17 protein-coding genes are annotated in these 18439 nt (G+C 73.7%); 10 read left to right on the top strand and 7 right to left on the bottom strand.

Annotated elements, in window-relative coordinates:
• Positions 1 to 6: 6 nt before the first annotated feature.
• The 7 genes from ACGFZP_RS11555 to ACGFZP_RS11525 all read left to right on the top strand — a co-directional run bounded on the left by ACGFZP_RS11555 (position 7) and on the right by ACGFZP_RS11525 (position 6028).
• Complete coding sequence (locus tag ACGFZP_RS11555) at positions 7 to 894, top strand: glutamate ABC transporter substrate-binding protein (protein WP_392931117.1); 888 nt, start codon at positions 7 to 9, stop codon at positions 892 to 894.
• Positions 895 to 907: 13 nt separating this feature from the next.
• Positions 908 to 1552, top strand: coding sequence for an amino acid ABC transporter permease (locus ACGFZP_RS11550; RefSeq protein ID WP_392931115.1), 645 nt, complete (start codon positions 908 to 910; stop codon positions 1550 to 1552).
• Positions 1549 to 2418: an amino acid ABC transporter permease gene (locus ACGFZP_RS11545; protein ID WP_392931113.1), complete on the top strand. Its 870-nt coding sequence runs from the start codon at positions 1549 to 1551 to the stop codon at positions 2416 to 2418. The genes ACGFZP_RS11550 and ACGFZP_RS11545 overlap by 4 nt, the downstream gene beginning before the upstream one ends.
• A gap of 124 nt (positions 2419 to 2542) precedes the next feature.
• A complete protein-coding gene (locus ACGFZP_RS11540; RefSeq protein ID WP_392931111.1) occupies positions 2543 to 3448 on the top strand; it encodes a LysR family transcriptional regulator in 906 nt (301 codons plus the stop codon).
• A gap of 180 nt (positions 3449 to 3628) precedes the next feature.
• The gene (locus ACGFZP_RS11535) at positions 3629 to 4195 is read left to right on the top strand and encodes a cysteine dioxygenase (RefSeq protein ID WP_392931109.1); all 567 of its coding nucleotides are present in this window, start codon (positions 3629 to 3631) and stop codon (positions 4193 to 4195) included.
• Between the two features lie 13 nt (positions 4196 to 4208).
• Positions 4209 to 5252, top strand: a complete 1044-nt coding sequence (locus ACGFZP_RS11530; RefSeq protein ID WP_392932209.1) for a YeiH family protein — start codon at positions 4209 to 4211, stop codon at positions 5250 to 5252.
• Positions 5253 to 5326: 74 nt separating this feature from the next.
• Positions 5327 to 6028, top strand: a complete 702-nt coding sequence (locus ACGFZP_RS11525; RefSeq protein ID WP_392931107.1) for a spermidine synthase — start codon at positions 5327 to 5329, stop codon at positions 6026 to 6028.
• A gap of 107 nt (positions 6029 to 6135) precedes the next feature.
• Here the strand turns inward: ACGFZP_RS11525 and ACGFZP_RS11520 are convergent, their stop codons facing one another.
• From ACGFZP_RS11520 to ACGFZP_RS11505, 4 genes are all read right to left on the bottom strand, one after another.
• Entirely contained in the window at positions 6136 to 8406 is a 2271-nt protein-coding gene (locus tag ACGFZP_RS11520) for a glycoside hydrolase family 18 chitinase (protein ID WP_392931106.1), read from the bottom strand.
• 405 nt (positions 8407 to 8811) lie between these two features.
• Positions 8812 to 10935 (bottom strand): hypothetical protein, encoded by a 2124-nt coding sequence (locus ACGFZP_RS11515; RefSeq protein WP_392931104.1) that lies wholly within the window; start codon positions 10933 to 10935, stop codon positions 8812 to 8814.
• A 150-nt stretch (positions 10936 to 11085) separates the two neighbouring features.
• Entirely contained in the window at positions 11086 to 11895 is an 810-nt protein-coding gene (locus ACGFZP_RS11510; RefSeq protein WP_392931102.1) for a TetR/AcrR family transcriptional regulator, read from the bottom strand.
• A 63-nt stretch (positions 11896 to 11958) separates the two neighbouring features.
• Positions 11959 to 12468 carry an NUDIX hydrolase gene (locus ACGFZP_RS11505; RefSeq protein WP_392931100.1) on the bottom strand — a complete coding sequence of 170 codons (510 nt, stop codon included), beginning with the start codon at positions 12466 to 12468 and terminating at the stop codon, positions 11959 to 11961.
• 38 nt (positions 12469 to 12506) lie between these two features.
• Between ACGFZP_RS11505 and ACGFZP_RS11500 the strand changes: the two genes are divergently transcribed.
• Entirely contained in the window at positions 12507 to 13760 is a 1254-nt protein-coding gene (locus ACGFZP_RS11500; RefSeq protein WP_392931098.1) for a serine hydrolase domain-containing protein, read from the top strand.
• Positions 13761 to 13815: 55 nt separating this feature from the next.
• On the opposite strand, the gene ACGFZP_RS11495 is transcribed toward ACGFZP_RS11500, so the two are convergent.
• The gene (locus tag ACGFZP_RS11495) at positions 13816 to 14139 is read right to left on the bottom strand and encodes a nuclear transport factor 2 family protein (RefSeq protein WP_392931096.1); all 324 of its coding nucleotides are present in this window, start codon (positions 14137 to 14139) and stop codon (positions 13816 to 13818) included.
• A gap of 152 nt (positions 14140 to 14291) precedes the next feature.
• Between ACGFZP_RS11495 and ACGFZP_RS11490 the strand changes: the two genes are divergently transcribed.
• Together ACGFZP_RS11490 and ACGFZP_RS11485 are read left to right on the top strand one after the other, a co-directional pair.
• Entirely contained in the window at positions 14292 to 14720 is a 429-nt protein-coding gene (locus ACGFZP_RS11490; RefSeq protein WP_392931094.1) for a DUF6325 family protein, read from the top strand.
• 7 nt (positions 14721 to 14727) lie between these two features.
• Positions 14728 to 15054 (top strand): SHOCT domain-containing protein, encoded by a 327-nt coding sequence (locus ACGFZP_RS11485; RefSeq protein ID WP_392931092.1) that lies wholly within the window; start codon positions 14728 to 14730, stop codon positions 15052 to 15054.
• Between the two features lie 163 nt (positions 15055 to 15217).
• On the opposite strand, the gene ACGFZP_RS11480 is transcribed toward ACGFZP_RS11485, so the two are convergent.
• A complete protein-coding gene (locus ACGFZP_RS11480) occupies positions 15218 to 16741 on the bottom strand; it encodes an aldehyde dehydrogenase family protein (protein ID WP_392931090.1) in 1524 nt (507 codons plus the stop codon).
• Positions 16742 to 17186: 445 nt separating this feature from the next.
• Positions 17187 to 18134 carry a terpene cyclase gene (locus ACGFZP_RS11475; RefSeq protein WP_392931088.1) on the bottom strand — a complete coding sequence of 316 codons (948 nt, stop codon included), beginning with the start codon at positions 18132 to 18134 and terminating at the stop codon, positions 17187 to 17189.
• Positions 18135 to 18439: the final 305 nt, after the last annotated feature.

Raw genomic sequence — 18439 nt, 5'->3', positions numbered from 1 at the left:
GCCGCCGTGAAGAGGATCACGACCGCCGCGGTCCTGGTGCTGCTGCTCGCCGGCTGCGGCAAGGACGGCACCCCGCCGCCCAAGGGGCCGCAGCCCAGCGCCCTGCCCAGCTACCAGGTGCAGAGCGGCGCGGAGATCACCGGCTCGCCCACCCTGGACGCCGCGCGCAGCCGCGGCCACCTGGTGGTCGGCGCCAAGGAGGACCAGCCCTACCTCGGGCAGAAGAACCCGGCCACCGGCGAGTACTCCGGCTTCGACATCGAGATCGCCAAGATGGTCGGCGCCGACCTGGGGTTCGCGCCCGACCAGATCGAGTTCAAGACGATCGCCTCGGCCAACCGCGAGACCGCGCTGCAGAACGGCCAGGTGGACTACTACGTCGGCACGTACACCATCAACGACAACCGGAAGAAGCTGGTCGGCTTCGCCGGGCCGTACTACCTGGCTGGCCAGTCGCTGCTGGTGCGCAGGAACGACGACACCATCCACGGGCCCGAGGACCTCAACGGTAGGAAGGTCTGCTCGGCGGCGGGCTCCACGCCTGCCCAGCGGATCGAGAAGCAGTATCCGAAGGCCAGGCTGATCACCTACGACACCTACTCGGCGTGCGTGGACAACCTGATCACCGCTCAGGTGGACGCCGTCACCACCGACAACACCATCCTGATGGGCTACGCGGCCAAGGCGCCGGACGAGCTCAAGGTGGTCGGCCCGCTGTTCTCCCAGGAGCCGTACGGGATCGGCACCCCGAAGAACGACACGGTGCTGCGCGGCGCCCTGAACGACGCGCTCGCGCACCACGAGGAGAACGGCGACTGGCGGAGGGCGTACGACGCCACCCTCGGTCTGTCCGGGGTGCCCGCGCCGGTCCCGCCGCCGATCGACCGGTACTGAGAGGAGCCGCGCTGTGAAGACGCTGACCGACAACTGGTCGACCTACTGGCACGGCTTCGTCGGGACGCTCTGGCTGTTCCTGGTGAGCGCCGCGCTGTCGCTGGTGCTCGGCGTGCTGATGGCGAGCTTCCGGGTCTCGCCGGTCAAGCCGCTGCGGGTGTTCGGCACCACCTGGGTGACGCTGCTGCGCAACACCCCGCTGACCCTGCTGTTCTTCATCGTGGTGCTGGGCCTGCCGCGGTTCGACATCACGCTGCCGTTCTTCACCTTCGCGGTGCTCGCGCTCGGCTGCTACACCTCGGCGTTCGTCTGCGAGGCGATGCGGTCGGGCGTCAACACCGTGCCCATCGGGCAGGGCGAGGCGGCCCGAAGTCTGGGCATGACCTTCGGCCAGACGATGGGCCTGGTGGTGCTGCCGCAGGCCTACCGGTCGGTGGTGGCGCCGATCGGCAGCGTCATGATCGCGCTGGCCAAGAACACCGCGATCGCGGGCTCCTTCAGCGTGACCGAGCTGCTCGGCTCCTATCGGACCATCAACGAGCTCGGCTACGGCATCGTCTGGACCTTCGTCTGGATCGCCGTCGGCTATCTGATCATCACGCTGGCCGTCAGCGCCGTGTTCTCCGTGCTGGAACGACGACTGGCGGTGTCGCGATGACGGCGGAATCCTCGGCGCTCTACGACATCCCGGGGCCCAGGGCGCTCGCCCGGCACCGGCTGTACGGCGCGATCGCGCTGGTGGCCATCCTGGGGCTGGTCGGGTGGATCGTCTACATGCTGTTCCACACCGAGCAGTTCACCGCGGAGAAGTGGACGGCCTTCGAGTACAAGGGCGTCCAGGAGCTGCTGTTGCGCGGCCTCGGGAACACGCTGAAGGCCTTCGGCTGGACGGTGCTGTTCGCACTGCCGTTCGGTGCGCTGTTCGCGGCCGGGCGGCTCTCCGACCACCGGGCGGTGCGCTGGCTCTCCACCCTGGTGGTGGAGTTCTTCCGGGCGATGCCGCTGCTGGTGATGATCTTCTTCATCTTCGTCGCGCTCAAGGTGGAGCCGCTCTGGGCGCTGGTGGCCGGGCTGGTGCTGTACAACGGCTCGGTGCTGGCCGAGGTGTTCCGGGCGGGCGTGCTGGCGGTGCCCAAGGGGCAGAAGGAGGCGGCGTTCGCGCTCGGCATGCGCAAGACGCAGGTGATGGCCTACGTGCTCGTGCCGCAGGCCAACCGGGCGATGCTGCCGGCCATCATCAGCCAGCTGGTGGTGGCGCTCAAGGACACCTCGCTGGGGTTCCTGATCACCTACGAGGAGTTCCTGCACGCCGGCAAGCTGATCGCCACCAACCTGGACTACGACCTGCCGTTCATCCCGGTGGTGATGGTGATCACCCCGATCTACATCGGGATGTGTCTGCTGCTCTCCTGGCTGGCCCGGTGGGTCGAGCGCCGCAGCCGGCGCAGCCCGCGCATGCGCGGCGGGGCCCCGGTGGCCAGCGCCGAGGTGTCGATGGGCCTGCCGCCGGCCCCCCGGCAGTGACGGGGCGGACGGGTCGCCGGTAAACCATAGGTGCTGCCGGGGTTATCTCCGAGACCTCCAAAGTCTGCTTATGATTACGCCGAACGGGGGCGGCGGACGGACGGTCGGAGGGTCAATGGAGCCGGTGTTCGACTCACGGCACATCAGGACCTTCCACGAGGTCGTGCGGGCCGGCTCCTACTCGGCGGCCGCCCGCGAGCTCGGCTACACCCAGCCGGCCATCACCCAGCAGATGAAGGCCCTGGAGCGGACCGTCGGCGTACCGCTGTTCACCCGGGCCGGGCGCGGACTGCGGCTCACCGAGGCCGGCGAGGCGCTCTCCCGGCACGCCGAGGTCATCCTCGGCAGCCTCTCCGCCGCCCAGCAGCAGCTCGCCTCACTGGCCCGGCTGCGCGCCGGCCGGGTCCGGGTCTGCGCCTTCCCCAGCGCCAACGCCACCCTGATCCCCGAGGCGACGGCCCGGCTGCTCGCCGAGCACCCCGGGGTCCGGGTCGAACTGCTGGAGGCCGAACCGCCGGACTCCCTCCAGCGGCTGCTGCGCGGCGAGTGCGACATCGCGCTGGCCTTCCGCTACCCCGGCGCGCCCGCCGACCCGCCGGACGGGCTGGACGAGATCCCGCTGATGGAGGACCTGCTCACCGTCCTGCTGCCGGTCGGGCACCCGCTGGGCCGGCGGCACGCCGTCCGGCTGGCCGACCTGGACGGCGAGCGGTGGATCGCCGGCTGCCCGCGCTGCCGCGCCAACCTGCTGCACGTCTGCGCGGAGGAGGGCTTCGCGCCCGACATCGTCTTCTCCACCGACGACAACCTCGCCGTGCAGAGCCTGGTCGCCGCCGGGGTCGGGATAGCCCTGATGCCCGCGCTGGTGCTCTCCTTCATGTGCCACCGCAAGGTCACCGGCCGGGCCGTCGAACCGCACCTGCGCCGCCAGGTCAGCGCCTACGTGCTTCGCGAGCACCGCCGGATCCCGGCCACCGCGCTGGTGCTGGACCACCTGCGGTCGGCGGCGGCCGCGCGGGTGGGCTGCTGACGCCGGAGGCGCCCGGCGGAGGTACCGGGCGGGTTCGTGGATCGGGCCGTGGTTCGGGTTCGTGGATCGGGGCCGGTCGGGACCGGGCCGGTGCGGGTCGGCGACTCATAAGCTGGATTTAGAGGATCGTGAAAGAACCCTCGTTGGACGTGATAGGTCCGCCGGGGCGAACCTGCTGCCATGACACCCTCAGCCACGGTCGGCAGCGACCGGCTCACCGAGCGTATGACCGCCCTGGTCGGCGAGATCCGCGCGGTCGTGGACCGCGGCCTGCCTCCGGAACTCACCGCCTACCTGGTCGGCGAACGCCTCGCCCCGCACCTGGGCGACCCCGGACTGCTCACCGCCGCGCAGCGCGAGGGCGACCCGGACCGCTACCGCCAGCACGTCCTGCACGCCGAGGAGGACGGCGGCTTCTCCGTCGTCGCGCTGGTCTGGCTGCCCGGCCAGCAGACCCCGATCCACGACCACGTCTCCTGGTGCGTGGCCGGCGTCCACCAGGGCCAGGAGAGCGAGACCCGCTACCGGCTGGTCTCCGACGGGCGCACCGCCCACCTCGTCGAGACCGAACACGTGGTCGGCCCGGCCGGCAGCGTCGCCGCCTTCGCCCCGCCCGGCGACATCCACCTGGTGCGCAACGCCTGCAGCTCCACCGCCATCTCCATCCACGTCTACGGCGCGGACGTCGCCCGGCTCGGCACCAGCATCCGCCGGGTCTACCGGCTGCCCGCCGACCAGCAGCGGTGAGCACGACGTGGCACTGACCATCCGGGAGCGGCGCACCCGCACCCGCCTGCTGCCCCCGCTCGGCGGGGACGCCCCCGGCCTGCTGCTCGCCGCGCTCGGCGTGGCCGCCGCGGTCGCCGTCCACCAGGCCGTCCCGGCCGTGCCCAAGCTGACCGCCGCCGTGGTGCTCGGCATCGCCGCCGCCCACCTGCCCGGGCTGCGCCCGGTGGTCCGCGGTGTCGCCCGGCCCGGCCTCTCCACCGCCGGGCGGCGGCTGATGCGGATCGGCATCGTGCTGCTCGGCCTCAAGCTCGGCCTGGACGACGTGCTCGGCCTCGGCTGGGCCACCGTCCTCATGGTGCTCGCCGTCGTCGCCGCGACCTTCGCCGGCACCTGCTGGCTCGGCCGCCGGCTCGGCCTGCCCGGCGACCAGCCGCTGCTGGTCGCCACCGGGTACTCGATCTGCGGGGCCTCGGCGATCGGCGCGGTCAGCCAGGCCGCCGGCAGCGAGGAGGAGGACGTCGCCGCCTCCGTCGCCCTGGTCACCCTCTGCGGGACCCTCGCCATCGCCGTGCTGCCGCTGCTCCAGCAGCCGCTCGGGCTCGGCGAGGCCGAGTTCGGGCGCTGGGTCGGCGCCAGCGTCCACGACGTCGGACAGGTGGTCGCCACCGCGCAGACCGGCGGGGCCGGGGCGCTGCGCGAGGCGGTGCTGGTCAAGCTGATGCGGGTGGTGCTGCTGGCGCCGCTGGTCGCCGGGGTGGCCGTCGCGATGCGGCGGCGGGCGCGGCTGTCCGGGGAGCAGGCCAAGGACGGCAAGCGCCCGCCGATCGTCCCGCTGTTCGTGGCCGGCTTCCTGGCGATGATCGTGCTGCGCTCCACCGGGCTGCTGCCGGACGGGGCGCTCACCCTGGCCGGCGACGCCCAGGAGCTGCTGCTGGCGGCCGCGCTGTTCGGCCTCGGCAGCGCCGTCCACCTGCCCACCCTGCTGCGCACCGGCGGGCGGATCGCGCTGCTGGGGCTCGGGTCCTGGGTGGTGGTCGCGGGCGTCTCGTACGCGGGAGTGCTGCTCACGATGTGACCGGAGCGGGTGCGGGCTCGGCTCCGCTATTGTCGGGCGGGTAGTCCGTACCCGAGCCCTCCGAGGATGACCGTATGGCCACCGCACTGCCCGACCGGGACGGCCTGGACGCCGTCGTCACGCTCGACCGGCGGGAGGGCCCGTACGGCGAGGTGGCGCTGCGGCGGCGCGGGGACCACTTCGAGATCATCGCCAACGGCTGCTTCCTGATGGACACCGCCGACGGGCGCTCGGAGCGCCTGCTGATCCAGGCCGCGCTGGATGCGCTCGACCCCGCCCAGCAGCGGCCGGCGGTGCTGATCGGCGGCCTCGGGGTCGGTTTCTCGCTGGCCTACGCGGCGGCCGAGCCGCGCTGGGGTCGGATCGCGGTCGTCGAGCGCGAGGGCGCGATCATCGAGTGGCACCGCGGCGGTCCGCTGGGCGCCTTCTCGGCGGGCGCGCTGGCGGACGAGCGGGTGGCGGTGCTCCACACCGACCTGCTGGAGTACCTGGCGGCGGCGGACGGCGAGCGCTACCACGCGCTCTGCCTGGACATCGACAACGGCCCGGACTGGACGGTCACCGAGGCCAACGCGGGGCTGTACGGCAGGGACGGGCTGGCCGTGCTCTGGCACCGGCTGCTGCCGGGCGGGGTGCTGGCGGTCTGGAGCGCGCAGCCGTCCCCGGCCTTCGAGGAGGCGCTGCGCGCGGCGGGCTTCGCGGACGTCGTCACGCACGAGATCCCGGTGCTCCGCGGGGTGCCGGACGTCGTGCACCTGGCCCGCCGCACGCGGTGAGCGCACGACGGGCCAGGCGGGTCTGAACGGTCCGGTCTGCTTCGGTCCGGTCCGCTTCGGTGCGGACCTTCGGGCCGGGGTTTCGGGCCGGACCCTCAGGGAGTGGGCTACTTCAGGCCGTTGTCCACGGCGGCCATCAACTCGCCGTTGGCGGTGTCGCCGTCGAAGGCCCAGACCATCGCGCCGGCCAGCCCCTGGGACTTGATCCAGGCGGTCTTGCGGGCGATCTCGGTCGGGTCGTCGTAGGTGTAGAAGACGGACCCGTTGTAGATGTACGAGTGGCCGGCCACCGGATCCCGGTAGATGGTGTAACCGCCGCCGGTGGCCATCTGCTTGAGCTTCTTGTAGTCCTCGAAGCCGGCCTCGTAGGTGCCCGGGCCGGGGCCGGTGGCGGGCTGGAACAGGCCGTTGGTGGTGCCGCGCGCCACGCCCGTCCAACCGCGTCCGTAGAACGGGATGCCGAGGGTCAGCTTGCTCTTCGGAGCGCCGCCGGTGACATAGGCGCCGATCGCGATCTCGGAGCTGAACTGGCGGTCCGGGGTGCTCGGGTCACCGGCCGCGAGCTTGATGGCGGACTGCTGGTTGGTGCTCATCTCCCAGCCGCCGTGGTAGTCGTAGCCCTGGATGGTGGCGAAGTCGAAGGCGCCGAACAGGCCGGGGATGTCGATGCCCGCGGTGATCTTCGCCGGGTCGGCCGGGAGGAAGGCGCTCAGCGTGTAGTGCTTGCCGGCGGTGGTGCCGAGCGCGTCCAGCTGGCGGCGGAACTCCTGGGCCAGCAGGGTGTAGTTGGCCTTGTCGGTGGGCCGGAAGATGTTCCCGTCGTGGCCGCCGGAGGCCGGCCACTCCCAGTCGAGGTCGATGCCGTCGAAGATGCCGGCCGCGCTGCCCGCGCCGCCGCGGCCGTCGATGACCGGCAGGTTGCCCTTGATGTACATGTCGATGCAGGAGCTGACCAGCGCCTTGCGGGAGGCGTCGGTCGCGGCCGCGTCGGAGAACCACTTGCTGTACGACCAACCGCCCAGCGAGATCTGGATCTTGAGGTTGGGGTACTTGGCCTTGAGCTGCTTCAGCTGGTTGAAGTTGCCGGCCAGCTTCTGGTCCCAGGTGTCGGTGGTGCCGGCCACCGAGCTGCCCGCGTCCCAGCCCTTGCCGAAGTCGGCCCAGGCGTCACCGGCGCCGTCGCCCGCGTTCGGGTCGTTGTCCGGCCCGGCCGCCTTGTTGGTGATGAAGCACTGCTTGGTGGTCGGGTGGATGTTGGCGAAGGCGTAGTTGAGCGTGGTGAGCCGCCCGGCCGAGCCCGAGGTGTCGAGCTGCTTCACGCTGTAGCCGCGGGCGTAGATGCTCCACTGGGTGAAGTAGCCGATCTTCAGCGCGCCGGGGTTGCTCCCGCCGGGCTGGGTCTTGCCGGTCACCGGGTTCGAGGCCGCGGAGGCGTTGCCGGCCGCGTCGCGGGCCTTGACGGTGAAGGTGTACGAGGTGTCCGGCGCCAGGTTGCCCACCGTGGCGGACGGGCTGGTGACGGTCGCGGCGAGCGCGGTGCCGTTGTAGACGTCGTAGGCGGTGACGCCGACGTTGTCGGTGCTGGCCCCCCACGTGAGCGAGATGCTGTTGGCGTCCGAGCCGGTGACGACCGGGGTGCCGGGGATGCTCGGGGCCTGCTTGTCCGGGTCGACCGGGGGCTTGGTGGTGGCGCTGACCGGGCCGGCGGCGGCCGAGCGGTTGCCCGCGGCGTCGAAGGCCTGGACGGTGAACTGGTAGGCGGTGCCGGCGGTCAGGCCCTGGACGGTGACGCCGGTGGCGGAGCCGTCCGTGGTGGCCACCTTGGTGGTGCCCTGGTACACGTCGTAGCCGGTGACCGCGACGTTGTCGGTGCTCGCCGTCCAGGACAGGTCGACCGTGGTCTGGGTGGTGTTGCCGGCCTGGAGGCCGCCCGGCACGCTCGGCGCGGTCTGGTCCCCGCCGGTGCCGTCGCACGGCTGCCCGTTCAACTTGCAGTTGGCCAGCGGCTTGTAGGTGCCGGAGTAGGCGATGTTGAAGCCGAAGTTGTACGTGCCGCCGGGCGGCAGGGTGGCGGCCCAGCCGGGGTTCTTGACCGTGACGTGCGAGGCCGCGGTGGTGTAGCCCGCGTTCCACAGCGAGGCGATCGTGTTGCCGGAGGGCAGGTCGAACTCCAGGGTCCAGCCGTTGACCGGGGCGCTGGAGCCGTTGGTGATGGTGTAGCTGCCCTCGTAGCCGCTGCCCCAGTCGCTGCCCTTGGTGAAGGTCGCCGTGGCGGAGCCTGCGGCGTGGGCGGTGGTGGTGGGGAGGGCGACGGCGAGCAGCGGGACGAGCAGTGTCCCGGCCGCCAGGAGCGGCAGCTTGATCCGACGTCTGCGCATGGGTGTGGCTCCTGTCCTGGGGCCTCCGGGCATGCCGGGTCGCCCCGTTACCTGTGGGGAGGTGTCAGGTGCGTGGAGCAGCGTGCGGGCGCTCCGGCCGTGGGGTGGCGCGGAGCGGGAGACCTCGGGCCGTCGGGGTGCCGCGGAGGATCCTGTGCTCCCCGAGAGTAGGGAGCCGACCGTCAACTGGCAATAGGTCTGTACCAGTTGTCGGTCGTGGGCATGGCAGGACTTGCGGGGCCGGGCGGTTGACCTGGGCGGACGGCGGCTGGACCCCCGGGCGGTCTCGGTACCGGCCGGGCAGTGGGCCGGGAACGACCCCGGTGGCCGCCCCCCTCCGGAAAGGGGGGCGGCCACCGGGGTGGGACGGCTGGGAACCGTCGGGCGTGATCCGGAGGACGGGACCTAGCCGAACGGGCTGGTCTCGGGTGCGGCGGTCGGGGCCGGCTCGGGCTCGGCCGCGGTCGGCAGGGCCTGCGGGGCGAAGGGGTTGAAGTCCGGCGGCGGGACCGTCACCGGGGTGCCCTTGGGCTTGCGGTCCGGGTCGTCCGAGTCGTCCGGCTCGGCCTCGGCGGCGGCGCGCGGAACCGGGACGGTCGGGGCGGGCACGGCCGGCGGCGCGCTGGGCGGCGGCGGGACGGCCCCGGGCTGCTGCGGGATGGTGGTGCCGAACGGGTCGACCGACTGACCGGCCATCACCGTGCCGAACGGGTCGGCGGCCTGGACGGCGGTCGCGGTCGGGGCCGGCTCGGGCTCGGCCGCGGTCGGCAGGGCCTGCGGGGCGAAGGGGTTGAAGTCCGGCGGCGGGACCGTCACCGGGGTGCCCTTGGGCCGGCGCTCCTCGTCCTCCTGCGGCACGGTGGTGTCGGTGAGCGTCGGGGGCTGCGGGGCGAAGGGGTTGAAGTCCGGCGGCGGAACCGTCACCGGGGTGCCCTTCGGGCGGCGGTCCTCGTCCTCCTCCGGCCCGGCGGGCGCGGCCGACGGGGTGTCGGCGATCGGGGCGAAGGGGTTGAAGTCGGCCGGCGGGATGCGGACCGGCGTGCCCTTGCGCACCGGCTGCTCCGGCTCGGCCGCGACGGGGGCGGCGGGTGCCGAGGCGAGCACCGGCACGGCCGGGGCGACGGGCGGCACGGAGTCGACGGGCGGTGCGGCGACCGGCGGCGCGGGTACGGGTACGACGGCCGGGGCCTCGGCCTCGGCGGGCACGCCGTGCGGCGGGGTCGCGACCGCGACCGGCACGGGCGCGGTGGCGGGAACCGGAACGGCGACGGGTGCGGGTACCGCCGTGGGCACCGCGACCGGCACGGAGACCGGCTCCGGGAGCCGCCCGGCGACGCCGTCCCAGCCGAACTGCACGCTCTTCAGCAGCTCCGCGAAGACCTCGGTGTACAGCTCCCAGTCCTGCGGCTGCGCGGTGGACAGCTGGACGCAGAGCACCGAGACGCCGTCCGGCAGCGGCACGAAGGCCTCCACGACGGAGGTGACCACCCAGCGGCGCAGCCCGTCGGCGGCCAGCGGGCCCGGCACCGGGACGCTGCGGCCCTCGACCAGGACGTTCGCCGGGCCGGCCGGCAGCAGGACCGTCCAGACCTCCGCGTGCCGGCGCAGGGTGGCCAGTTCGGTGGCGAGGCCGGTGACCGGCAGCGGGTGCCGGGCGAGCGAGACCACCAGGGTGGCGTCGGCCGCCCGGCCGTCCACCTCCAGTGCGGACACGCCGGCGTAGACCACGCCCGAGTCGGTGATGACGTCGGCCAGGGACGCGGCGATCACCGCGAGGTCGCGGCGCGGCGCCGGGCCCGTCCCGCTGAACAGCTCCTCGGCGACCTCGGCCAGGTGCGCCGTCAGCTCGGCGGCGGCCGCGCCGGTGGCCGGATCCGTGCCGTCGCCGGTGATCGGGCCGGTGGGGACCGTCCGGGCCGAGACGCCCGCCGGGCCGCCCGGGGAGGTCAGCGCGTGGAAGCCGGGCGGGACCACCAGGCGGACCTCGGCGCCGGAGCCGGTGGCCAGCTCGATCGGCTGCCTGGTCTGCTGCCCGGAGGCGAGCGCGGCCAGGGCGGCGGTGAAGGGCGGCCGCAGCTTGGGGTCGGCGATCTCGCCGGTCACCGGCAGTTCGAACAGCGCCGCCGTGGGGGCGCCCTGCCCGGGCGTCGTGCCGCGTACCGGCTCGCCGCCGTACCGGGCGAGCAGGGCGGTGGCGGCCAGGCCGGACACCCGGGCGCCGCTGCCCGGGCGGGCGGTGCCGGCGGTGACCACGGTGCCGAGCCGCGGGACCGCCGCGTGGACCGGGCCGTTGGGCGCCAGCGGCAGGCCGAGCAGGGACTCGGCGGACGGGTGCGAGGCCGCGCGCAGCGCGGTCAGCGAGGCCGCCGGGTGGCGCGAGGTGCGCTCGTCGAAGAGCGCGTCGGTGAGGGTGCCGAGCGTCGCGGAGACCCGCTCCGCCGCCGTGAAGGGGCCGGCGTCCACGGCCTCCGTGCTGAACTGGCCGTCCTGGGTCAACTGATGAGCCCCCCGCTCTTGCTGCGTGTGCATTCGGTGGTCCTGGGGATGCGGGCGGCGCCGAGCGATCGGCGTCCCGTCAGATCCGTGCACATTCCTATCAGAGGCCGCCGTCATGGCAGAACCGGCCACCGGGTCGGCGGGCGGCGGCCGGGCGCCCGGTGGAGGTCCGGTGAGGGGAGGTCAGTCCTGCGGTGAGGGTTCCGCGGACAGCGCGGCGACGGCCTCGGCGATGCCGGGGACGGCGAACAGTCCGGCGAGGTCGCGCACCAGCCGGCCGGTCGGGCCGTCCGGGCGCTCCCCGGCGAGGTAGCCGGAGAGCTCGGCGGCCAGCGCGGGCTCGCGGGCCGCGGTGAGGGCCAGCGAGGCCACGAACTCCTGGACCAGGTGCAGCTGCAGCTCCTCCAGCGGCACCGAGCGCTCGGCGAGCCACTCCAGCGAGGTGATCTCGGCGTTGGCGATCCAGGCCCGGACGGTGAGCCGCAGGGCCGGGCTGGCCTTCGGGACCGCCAGGTGGGTCAGGATCTGGTCGTGCGCGGCCTGCCGGACCTCGTCGATCACCGCGGAGGTGCCCGCACTCGCCGCCACCGAGCCGCCGCGCAGCAGCGCCGCGAAGCCCGGGCCGTGGCTCTGCACGAAGTCCAGGTAGCGGCCCATCACCCGGTACAGCCGCTCCGAGAGCGGGCCGTCCAGCGGCTCCTCGAACCGCCCGGCCAGCTCCCGCCCGGCCCGGCGCAGCGACTCCTCGTACAGCGCCTGCTTGCCGGGGAAGTAGTGGTAGACCAGCGGACGGGAGGCGCCGGCGGCGGCCGCGATGTCGTCGATCGACACCTCCTCCGGCGGGCGGCGGCTGAACAGCTCGAGCGCGACGGCGATCAGCTGCTCGCGCCGCTCGTCCACGCTGAGCCGCCGACGCGGGCGGTCGCCGGCGGCGGGCGCGGGCGTGGACGAGGGTGCGGCGGTCGGCGGCGCCGACGGCCTACGGGAAGCCATGGCCGCCACCCTATCCGGCCGGTCCGACGCGCCGGGGCGGATCGTGCGGCGGCGTCGGCCGGACTAGAGCGAGTGGAACTCCCGGTAGCGGCGGTACGCCTCCAGGCCGTCCGCGACGAACTCGTCGCGGGTGATCCGCTGCGCCAGCTCCTGCGGGGTCAGCCAGGCGTGCCAGGCCACCTCCGACTCCTGCGGGGCGACCGGGCCGGCCCACTCGGCCTCGTACATGTCGCACCACCAGGAGAGGCGGTCCTGGCGGAACAGGAACTTGAACAGCGGCCGCGGCTCGATCCCGCTGACCCCCAGCTCCTCCTCGGCCTCCCGGACGGCCGCGCTCGCGTACGTCTCGCCGGAGCCGACCACGCCGCCCACGAACATGTCGTACGCACCGGGGGCGAACAGCTTGGTGTCGGTGCGCCGGTGCACGAAGATGCGCCCGGCCGGGTCGCGGACCAGGATGAACACGCAGCGGTGGGTCAGGCCCTGGCGGTACACCTCCCCGCGCAGAGCGGTCCCGGTCACCCGGTCGTGCTCGTCGACGACGTCCAACAGCTCTTCGGCAGGATCGGTCATGACCCACAGGTTAGGGTTTCGGGTCGGCTGACGGACACATGCACGGACAGGGTGAGGGCGGCGCGGTGGTGGAGATCTGGGGTGAGACGGCCGAAGGCTTCGAGCCGGTCCGGGCGGCCTTCGCCCGCAACTTCGACGGGCACGGGGAGCTCGGCGCGGCCTTCGCGCTGTACGTGCGCGGCCGCAAGGTGGTCGACCTGTGGGGCGGCGACGCCCGGCCCGAGGTCGGCGGGCGGCCCGCACCGGCCGTGCCGTGGACGGCGGACACCGCGCAGGTGCTGCGCTCGGTGACCAAGGGCCTGACCGCCACCACCGCGCTGCTGCTCGCCGAACGCGGGCAGCTCGACCTGGACGCCCCGGTCGCCTCCTACTGGCCGGAGTTCAAGGCGGCCGGCAAGGAGCGGGTGCCGGTGCGGTGGCTGCTCTCGCACCAGGCCGGGGTGCCCGCGCTGGACGTGCCGCTGCGCCTGGAGGACGTGCTCACCTGGGAGCGGGCGGCCGCGGCGGTGGCCGCCCAGACGCCCGCCTGGGAGCCCGGCACGGCGCACGGCTACCACCCGTACACCTTCGGCTGGCTGGTCGGCGAGGTGGTTCGGCGGGTCAGCGGACGGACCGTCGGCCAGTACTTCGCGGAGGAGATTGCCCGCCCGCTCGGGCTCGACCTGTGGATCGGGCTGCCGGCCGGTGCGGCGCCCCGGGTCGGGCGGCTGGTCGACCTGCCCGCGCCGGAGGCCGCCCGGACCGGGCCCAGCGGACTGCGGCTGCGCCCCAAGCAGGCGGTGCGGGACGCGTACCAGGACCCGGCCTCGCTGACCGCCCGCGCCTTCGCCTCGGTGCGGCCCGGGGTGGATCTCAACGACCCGGCCGTGCAGGCCGCCGAGATCCCCGGCGCCGGCGGCATCGGCACCGCGCGCTCGCTCGCCCGCTTCTACGCCGCGCTGATCGGCCAGGCCGACCGGCACGGCGGCGCGCCGGGCGAGCTGCTGCCGCCCCTGCTGGGCGCGCCGGTGCTGGCGCAGGCGGTCGGGCCGGTGGTCAGCGGGCCGGACCGGGTGCTGATCGTCAACTCCACCTTCGGCCTGGGCTTCTTCCGGCACGGCCCGACCGCCGTGATGGCCTCGCCGGCGAGCTTCGGCCACCCGGGGCGGGGCGGCTCGCTCGGCTTCGCCGACCCGGACCTCGGGGTCGGCTTCGGCTATGTCACCAACGGCATGCAGCCCGGGGTGACGGGGGACATCCGCTCCCGCACGCTGATCCGCGCGGTGCGGGAGTGTCTCGGCGTGTCCGGCTGAGAGCGCGCATCCGGGCGCACGGCCCCCGGCCGGCCCGGGGGTCAGGCCGCGGGGGTCAGGCCTGGCCGGTCTCGAAGCGGCTGATCCGGCCGTCCTCGACCACGAAGCGCCAGGCGGTGCGCATCTCGCCCCAGGTCTCGTTGCTGTAGTTGGCGACCAGCGCCCGCCCGTGGTCCGACTCGGTCTGGACGTCCATGTGGCCGCGGCTGGTGAAGATCTCCCGGTCGATCCACTCGTGCAGGTCGCGGTCCGAGCCGTCGTCCGACATCGTGGCGCCCTCGGTGAGCAGGGCCACGAAGGCGCCCCGGTCGCCCGCGTTGATGGCGGTGACGGCGGCGCGCACGGTCGGGTCGGAGAGCTTGGCGGTCGCGATGGTCATGGGTGCCTCCCAGGGGTGGGGTACGGGTGTGGACCTCCTGTCTATTGCGTCCGCCGGGCGTGTCCGGGAATGTCGGCGGCGCGTCGAGGATTTCCGATATTGGTGTGCTTAGATCCCGATATGGGTGATTTGCGCGCCGAAGGGAGTCCTGCATGGGTCCGGCCGAACTGCTCGTCCTGACGTTCCCGCAGCAGACCGTCACCGTCGAGGCCGCAACCGCGCTCGGCAAGCTGCGCACCGGGGGCGACATCCGGGTGATCGACTCGCTGGTGGTCACCCGCCACCCCGACGGGGAGGCGACCTACGGGGAGCTCGCCGACTTCGAGCATCTGGCGGGGGTCGTCTCCAACGGCCACGCCGAGCTCCCGCTGATCGGTCCGGAGGACGCGCAGGAGGCGGCCGAGCTGCTGGCGCCGGGCACGGTGGCCCTGCTGGTGCTGATCGAGCACGTCTGGGCCCAGGAGGCCGCCGAGGCGCTGCGCGCGGTCGGCGGGCGGATCCCCTCCGGCGTGCGGATTCCGCCGGAGCACATCGAAGAGGCCGTTCGCGCCGCGCAGGCACACCGCGCGGCCGGGAAGTGAGGACGCCATGTTCCGACCCCTGCGCCCGATCCGGCCGATGCGGGTGATGCGTCCGGTCGGGGCGCCGCTGGTGCGCGGCCTGGTGGTGGGCGGCGCCGCGTACGCGGCGGGCCGCAGCGTGGCGAACGGCCGCCGAAACGAGCAGGACCAGAACGAGGCGATCGCCGAGCTGCAGGCGCAGCAGGCCGCGCCGCCCGTCCAGGCGGCTCCGGCCGCTCCGGCGGCGCCCGCGGACATCGCCGACAAGCTCGCCCGGTTGGGCCGGATGGTCCAGCAGGGCCTGCTCACCCCCGAGGAGTTCGCGACGGCGAAGGCGCGGCTGCTCGGGGGGTGAGTGCGGGAGAACCGCGGACCGGCGCTCGTGAGGGCGTCGGACCGCGGACCACGGGGAGTGGTTGCGGAGTGGGAAGTCGGCTGGTCCGACTTCCCACTCCGTGTGTCCGGGCCCGGTGGGCGCTCCGGCGGCCGGGTGGCTGGGGTTCTCGACCGGGCAGGGCCTAGAAGAAGCCGACGGCGTTCGGGGAGTAGCTCACCAGCAGGTTCTTGGTCTGCTGGTAGTGCTCCAGCACCGTCTTGTGGTTCTCCCGGCCGATGCCGGAGTTCTTGTATCCGCCGAAGGCGGCGTGCGCGGGGTAGGCGTGGTAGCAGTTGGTCCACACCCGGCCGGCCTGGATGGCCCGTCCGGCGCGGTAGGCGGTGTTGCCGTCCCGGGACCAGACTCCGGCGCCGAGCCCGTACGGGGTGTCGTTGGCGAGTTCGACCGCGTCGTCGAAGTCGTCGAAGCGGGTGACGGCGAGGACCGGGCCGAAGATCTCCTCCTGGAAGATCCGCATGGAGTTGACGCCCTCGAAGACGGTGGGCGTCACGTAGTAGCCGCCGGCGAGCGCCCCGCCGAGGTCGGCGCGCTCGCCGCCGGCCAGCACCTTGGCGCCCTCGGCCTGGCCGATCTCCAGGTAGGAGAGGATCTTCTTCAGCTGCTCGTCGCTGGCCTGGGCGCCGACCTGGGTGTCGGTGTCCAGCGGGTTGCCCTGGCGCATCGCCCGGACCCGCTCCAGCCCGTCGGCGAGCAGCCGGTCGTAGACCGAGGACTGGATCAGCGCACGGCTCGGACAGGTGCACACCTCGCCCTGGTTGAGGGCGAACATCGCGAAGCCCTCCAACGCCTTGTCGTAGAAGGCGTCCTGCTCGGCGGCGACGTCGGCGAAGAACAGGTTGGGGCTCTTGCCGCCGAGCTCGAGCGAGACCGGGATCAGGTTGCCGCTGGCGTACTGGGAGATCAGCCGGCCGGTGGTGGTCTCGCCGGTGAAGGCGATCTTGCGGATCCGGCTGCTGGAGGCCAGCGGGCGGCCGGCCTCCAGGCCGTAGCCGTTGACCACGTTGAGCACGCCGGGCGGCAGCAGGTCCGCGGTCAGCTCGACCAGCAGCAGGACGGACGCCGGGGTCTGCTCGGCGGGCTTGAGCACCACCGCGTTGCCGGCCGCCAGCGCCGGGGCGAGCTTCCAGACCGCCATCAGGATCGGGAAGTTCCACGGGATGATCTGGCCGACCACGCCCAGCGGCTCGTGGAAGTGGTACGCGACGGTGTCCTCGTCCAGTTGGGAGAGGCCGCCCTCCTGGGCCCGCAGCGCGCCGGCGAAGTAGCGCAGGTGGTCGATGGCCAGCGGGATGTCGGCGGCCAGCGTCTCGCGGACCGGCTTGCCGTTCTCCCAGCTCTCCGCGACGGCCAGTTCCTCCAGGTGGTCGGCCATCCGGTCGGCCATCCGCAGCAGCACCTGGGCGCGCTCGGCGGGCGGGGTGCGGCCCCAGGCGGGGGCGGCGGCGTGGGCGGCGTCGAGTGCGGCCTCGATGTCCTCGGCGGTGCCGCGGGCGATCTCGGTGAAGACCTCGCCGGTGACCGGGCTGGGGTTCTCGAAGTACTCGCCGCGGACCGGCGGCCGCCACTCGCCGCCGATCCAGTGCTCGTAGCGGGGGCGGTAGGCGACGATGCTTCCGGGGTGTCCCGGGGGCTGGTAGACCGTCATGCTCGGGTGTCTCCTCGCGACGTCGGGGGCACCACCCCGGCGCACGGGCCTGGGTGGTGCGCCGGGCCGCGAACCGGGCGGCCCGGCGGAGGGGCGAACGCACAAGCGGGTGCAGAAGCGGGCACGGGTGCAGTGGCGGAGGGCGGTTCGGGGACGGCGCGGCCGGGCCGGTGGGCGGGCCCGTGGCCGGACGCACCCCGGCACGCCTGGGCGCGGGCGGCGGCCGGGGGCCTCCCCGGGCCGTCCGCCGTCGAGCACCCTAGCCCGGGACGGCGGCCACGGCTACGGTGCGTGCGACCGGCGCCCACGGAGGGTGGCGCGTTCCGGCCACCCGGCGCGGGCGCCCGGGCGGTCGCGGTCCGCGCCGTGGCCGTGGTCCGTAGCCGTGGTCCGTCGGCGCGGCCGCGACCGCGGCCGTCCGGGCCGCTGCGCCCGGGTGCCCCGGTCAGGCCGTCTGGTAGCGCCCGGTCCTGGACTCCCAGCTGAGGTAGCCGGCCAGCCAGGTCAGCAGCCCGTCCGCGTACCGCTGCGCGATGATCCGCTCCACCCGTGCCAGGCCCAGCTCCCGGTAGACGTCGGGCAGTTGGGCGTACAGGTGCTGGCAGCGCTCGACCATCAGCTGGGCCTCGGCCGTCACCACCGCGCAGGCCTCCTCGGCCGAGCAGTGGCGTTCGCGCTGCACGATCATCACCAGGTTGTTGACGTCGCCGCGCGGGGCCTCCAGCGGGAAGGACCGGACGTCGTTGCTCAAGGAGGGGATGTCGGCGGCGAGTTGGCGCAGCTGGCGGAGCACCGGGTGGTGCAGCACGGCGGCGGGGACCTCGAAGCGGCCGAGGCGCTCCACCATGTCGAAGATCGTCTCCATGGCGGCGGTACCGCGTCTGAGGACCAGGTACCCCTCGCGGTCCGGCGGGCGCTTGGAGATCCGCCCGGCCGCCTCGGCGGGGTGACTGGCCAGGTACCACTCCCAGTTGTAGGCGGCGCGGGACTGCCAGCGGGCGGGCATGCCGCGCACGCTGCGCGCCCAGAGGTCCGCGAAGGCCGTCTCGGCCGGCGAGCCGGGATCGGGGTGGGCGCCGTGCAGGACGGCGATCAGCCGCTCGCAGATCGGCGCCACCTCGGCGGGGCGGCGGCCCAGGGGGCCGTCGAACTGGTCGTCGAAGAGGAAGTAGAAGCCCATCAGGTCGGCGGCCAGGGCGAGTTCGTCCGGCCCGGCGTCGGGGTAGCCGAGCGCGGCGAGCTCCACCACCTCCCAGTGCGCGTAGGCGGGGTGGGAGGGGTCGGCGAGCAGGGGGTGGCGGGTGAGCCAGTCGCGGTGGAGCGCGGTGGCGTACGGGCCATGGGAATTGCGGCGGTGCGGGAACGGGATCTGAAGTGAGGTGTCGTCAGACATCGGACTCCCGGTGCTGCGGAGGGTGGGGGCGCTGGCGGTTCGAGGACTGATCGCGGGGGAGTGGTGCGGTACGGCTCGACAGGCGGGCGCGGGCATGGCAAGATCAACTCTGCCTCGCGGGCCGTAGAGTATCTGATGCAATGATCCGACGTTAGGGATATAGGGCAATTGCCCCCGGCAAGGCGTCCGAACCCTCAAACTCGGCCCCAGCCTGGGCGAATGCCGCACGACGCCGCTTCGCCGACGCTAATCTCGGCTGCACGAGCAGGGAACGGCGAGGCGGAGGCGCGACGGTGACCGAGCAG

Source organism: Kitasatospora sp. NPDC048239, from assembly GCF_043202015.1.
Classification (GTDB): domain Bacteria; phylum Actinomycetota; class Actinomycetes; order Streptomycetales; family Streptomycetaceae; genus Kitasatospora.
This window is presented reverse-complemented; position numbering and strand designations above follow the sequence as displayed.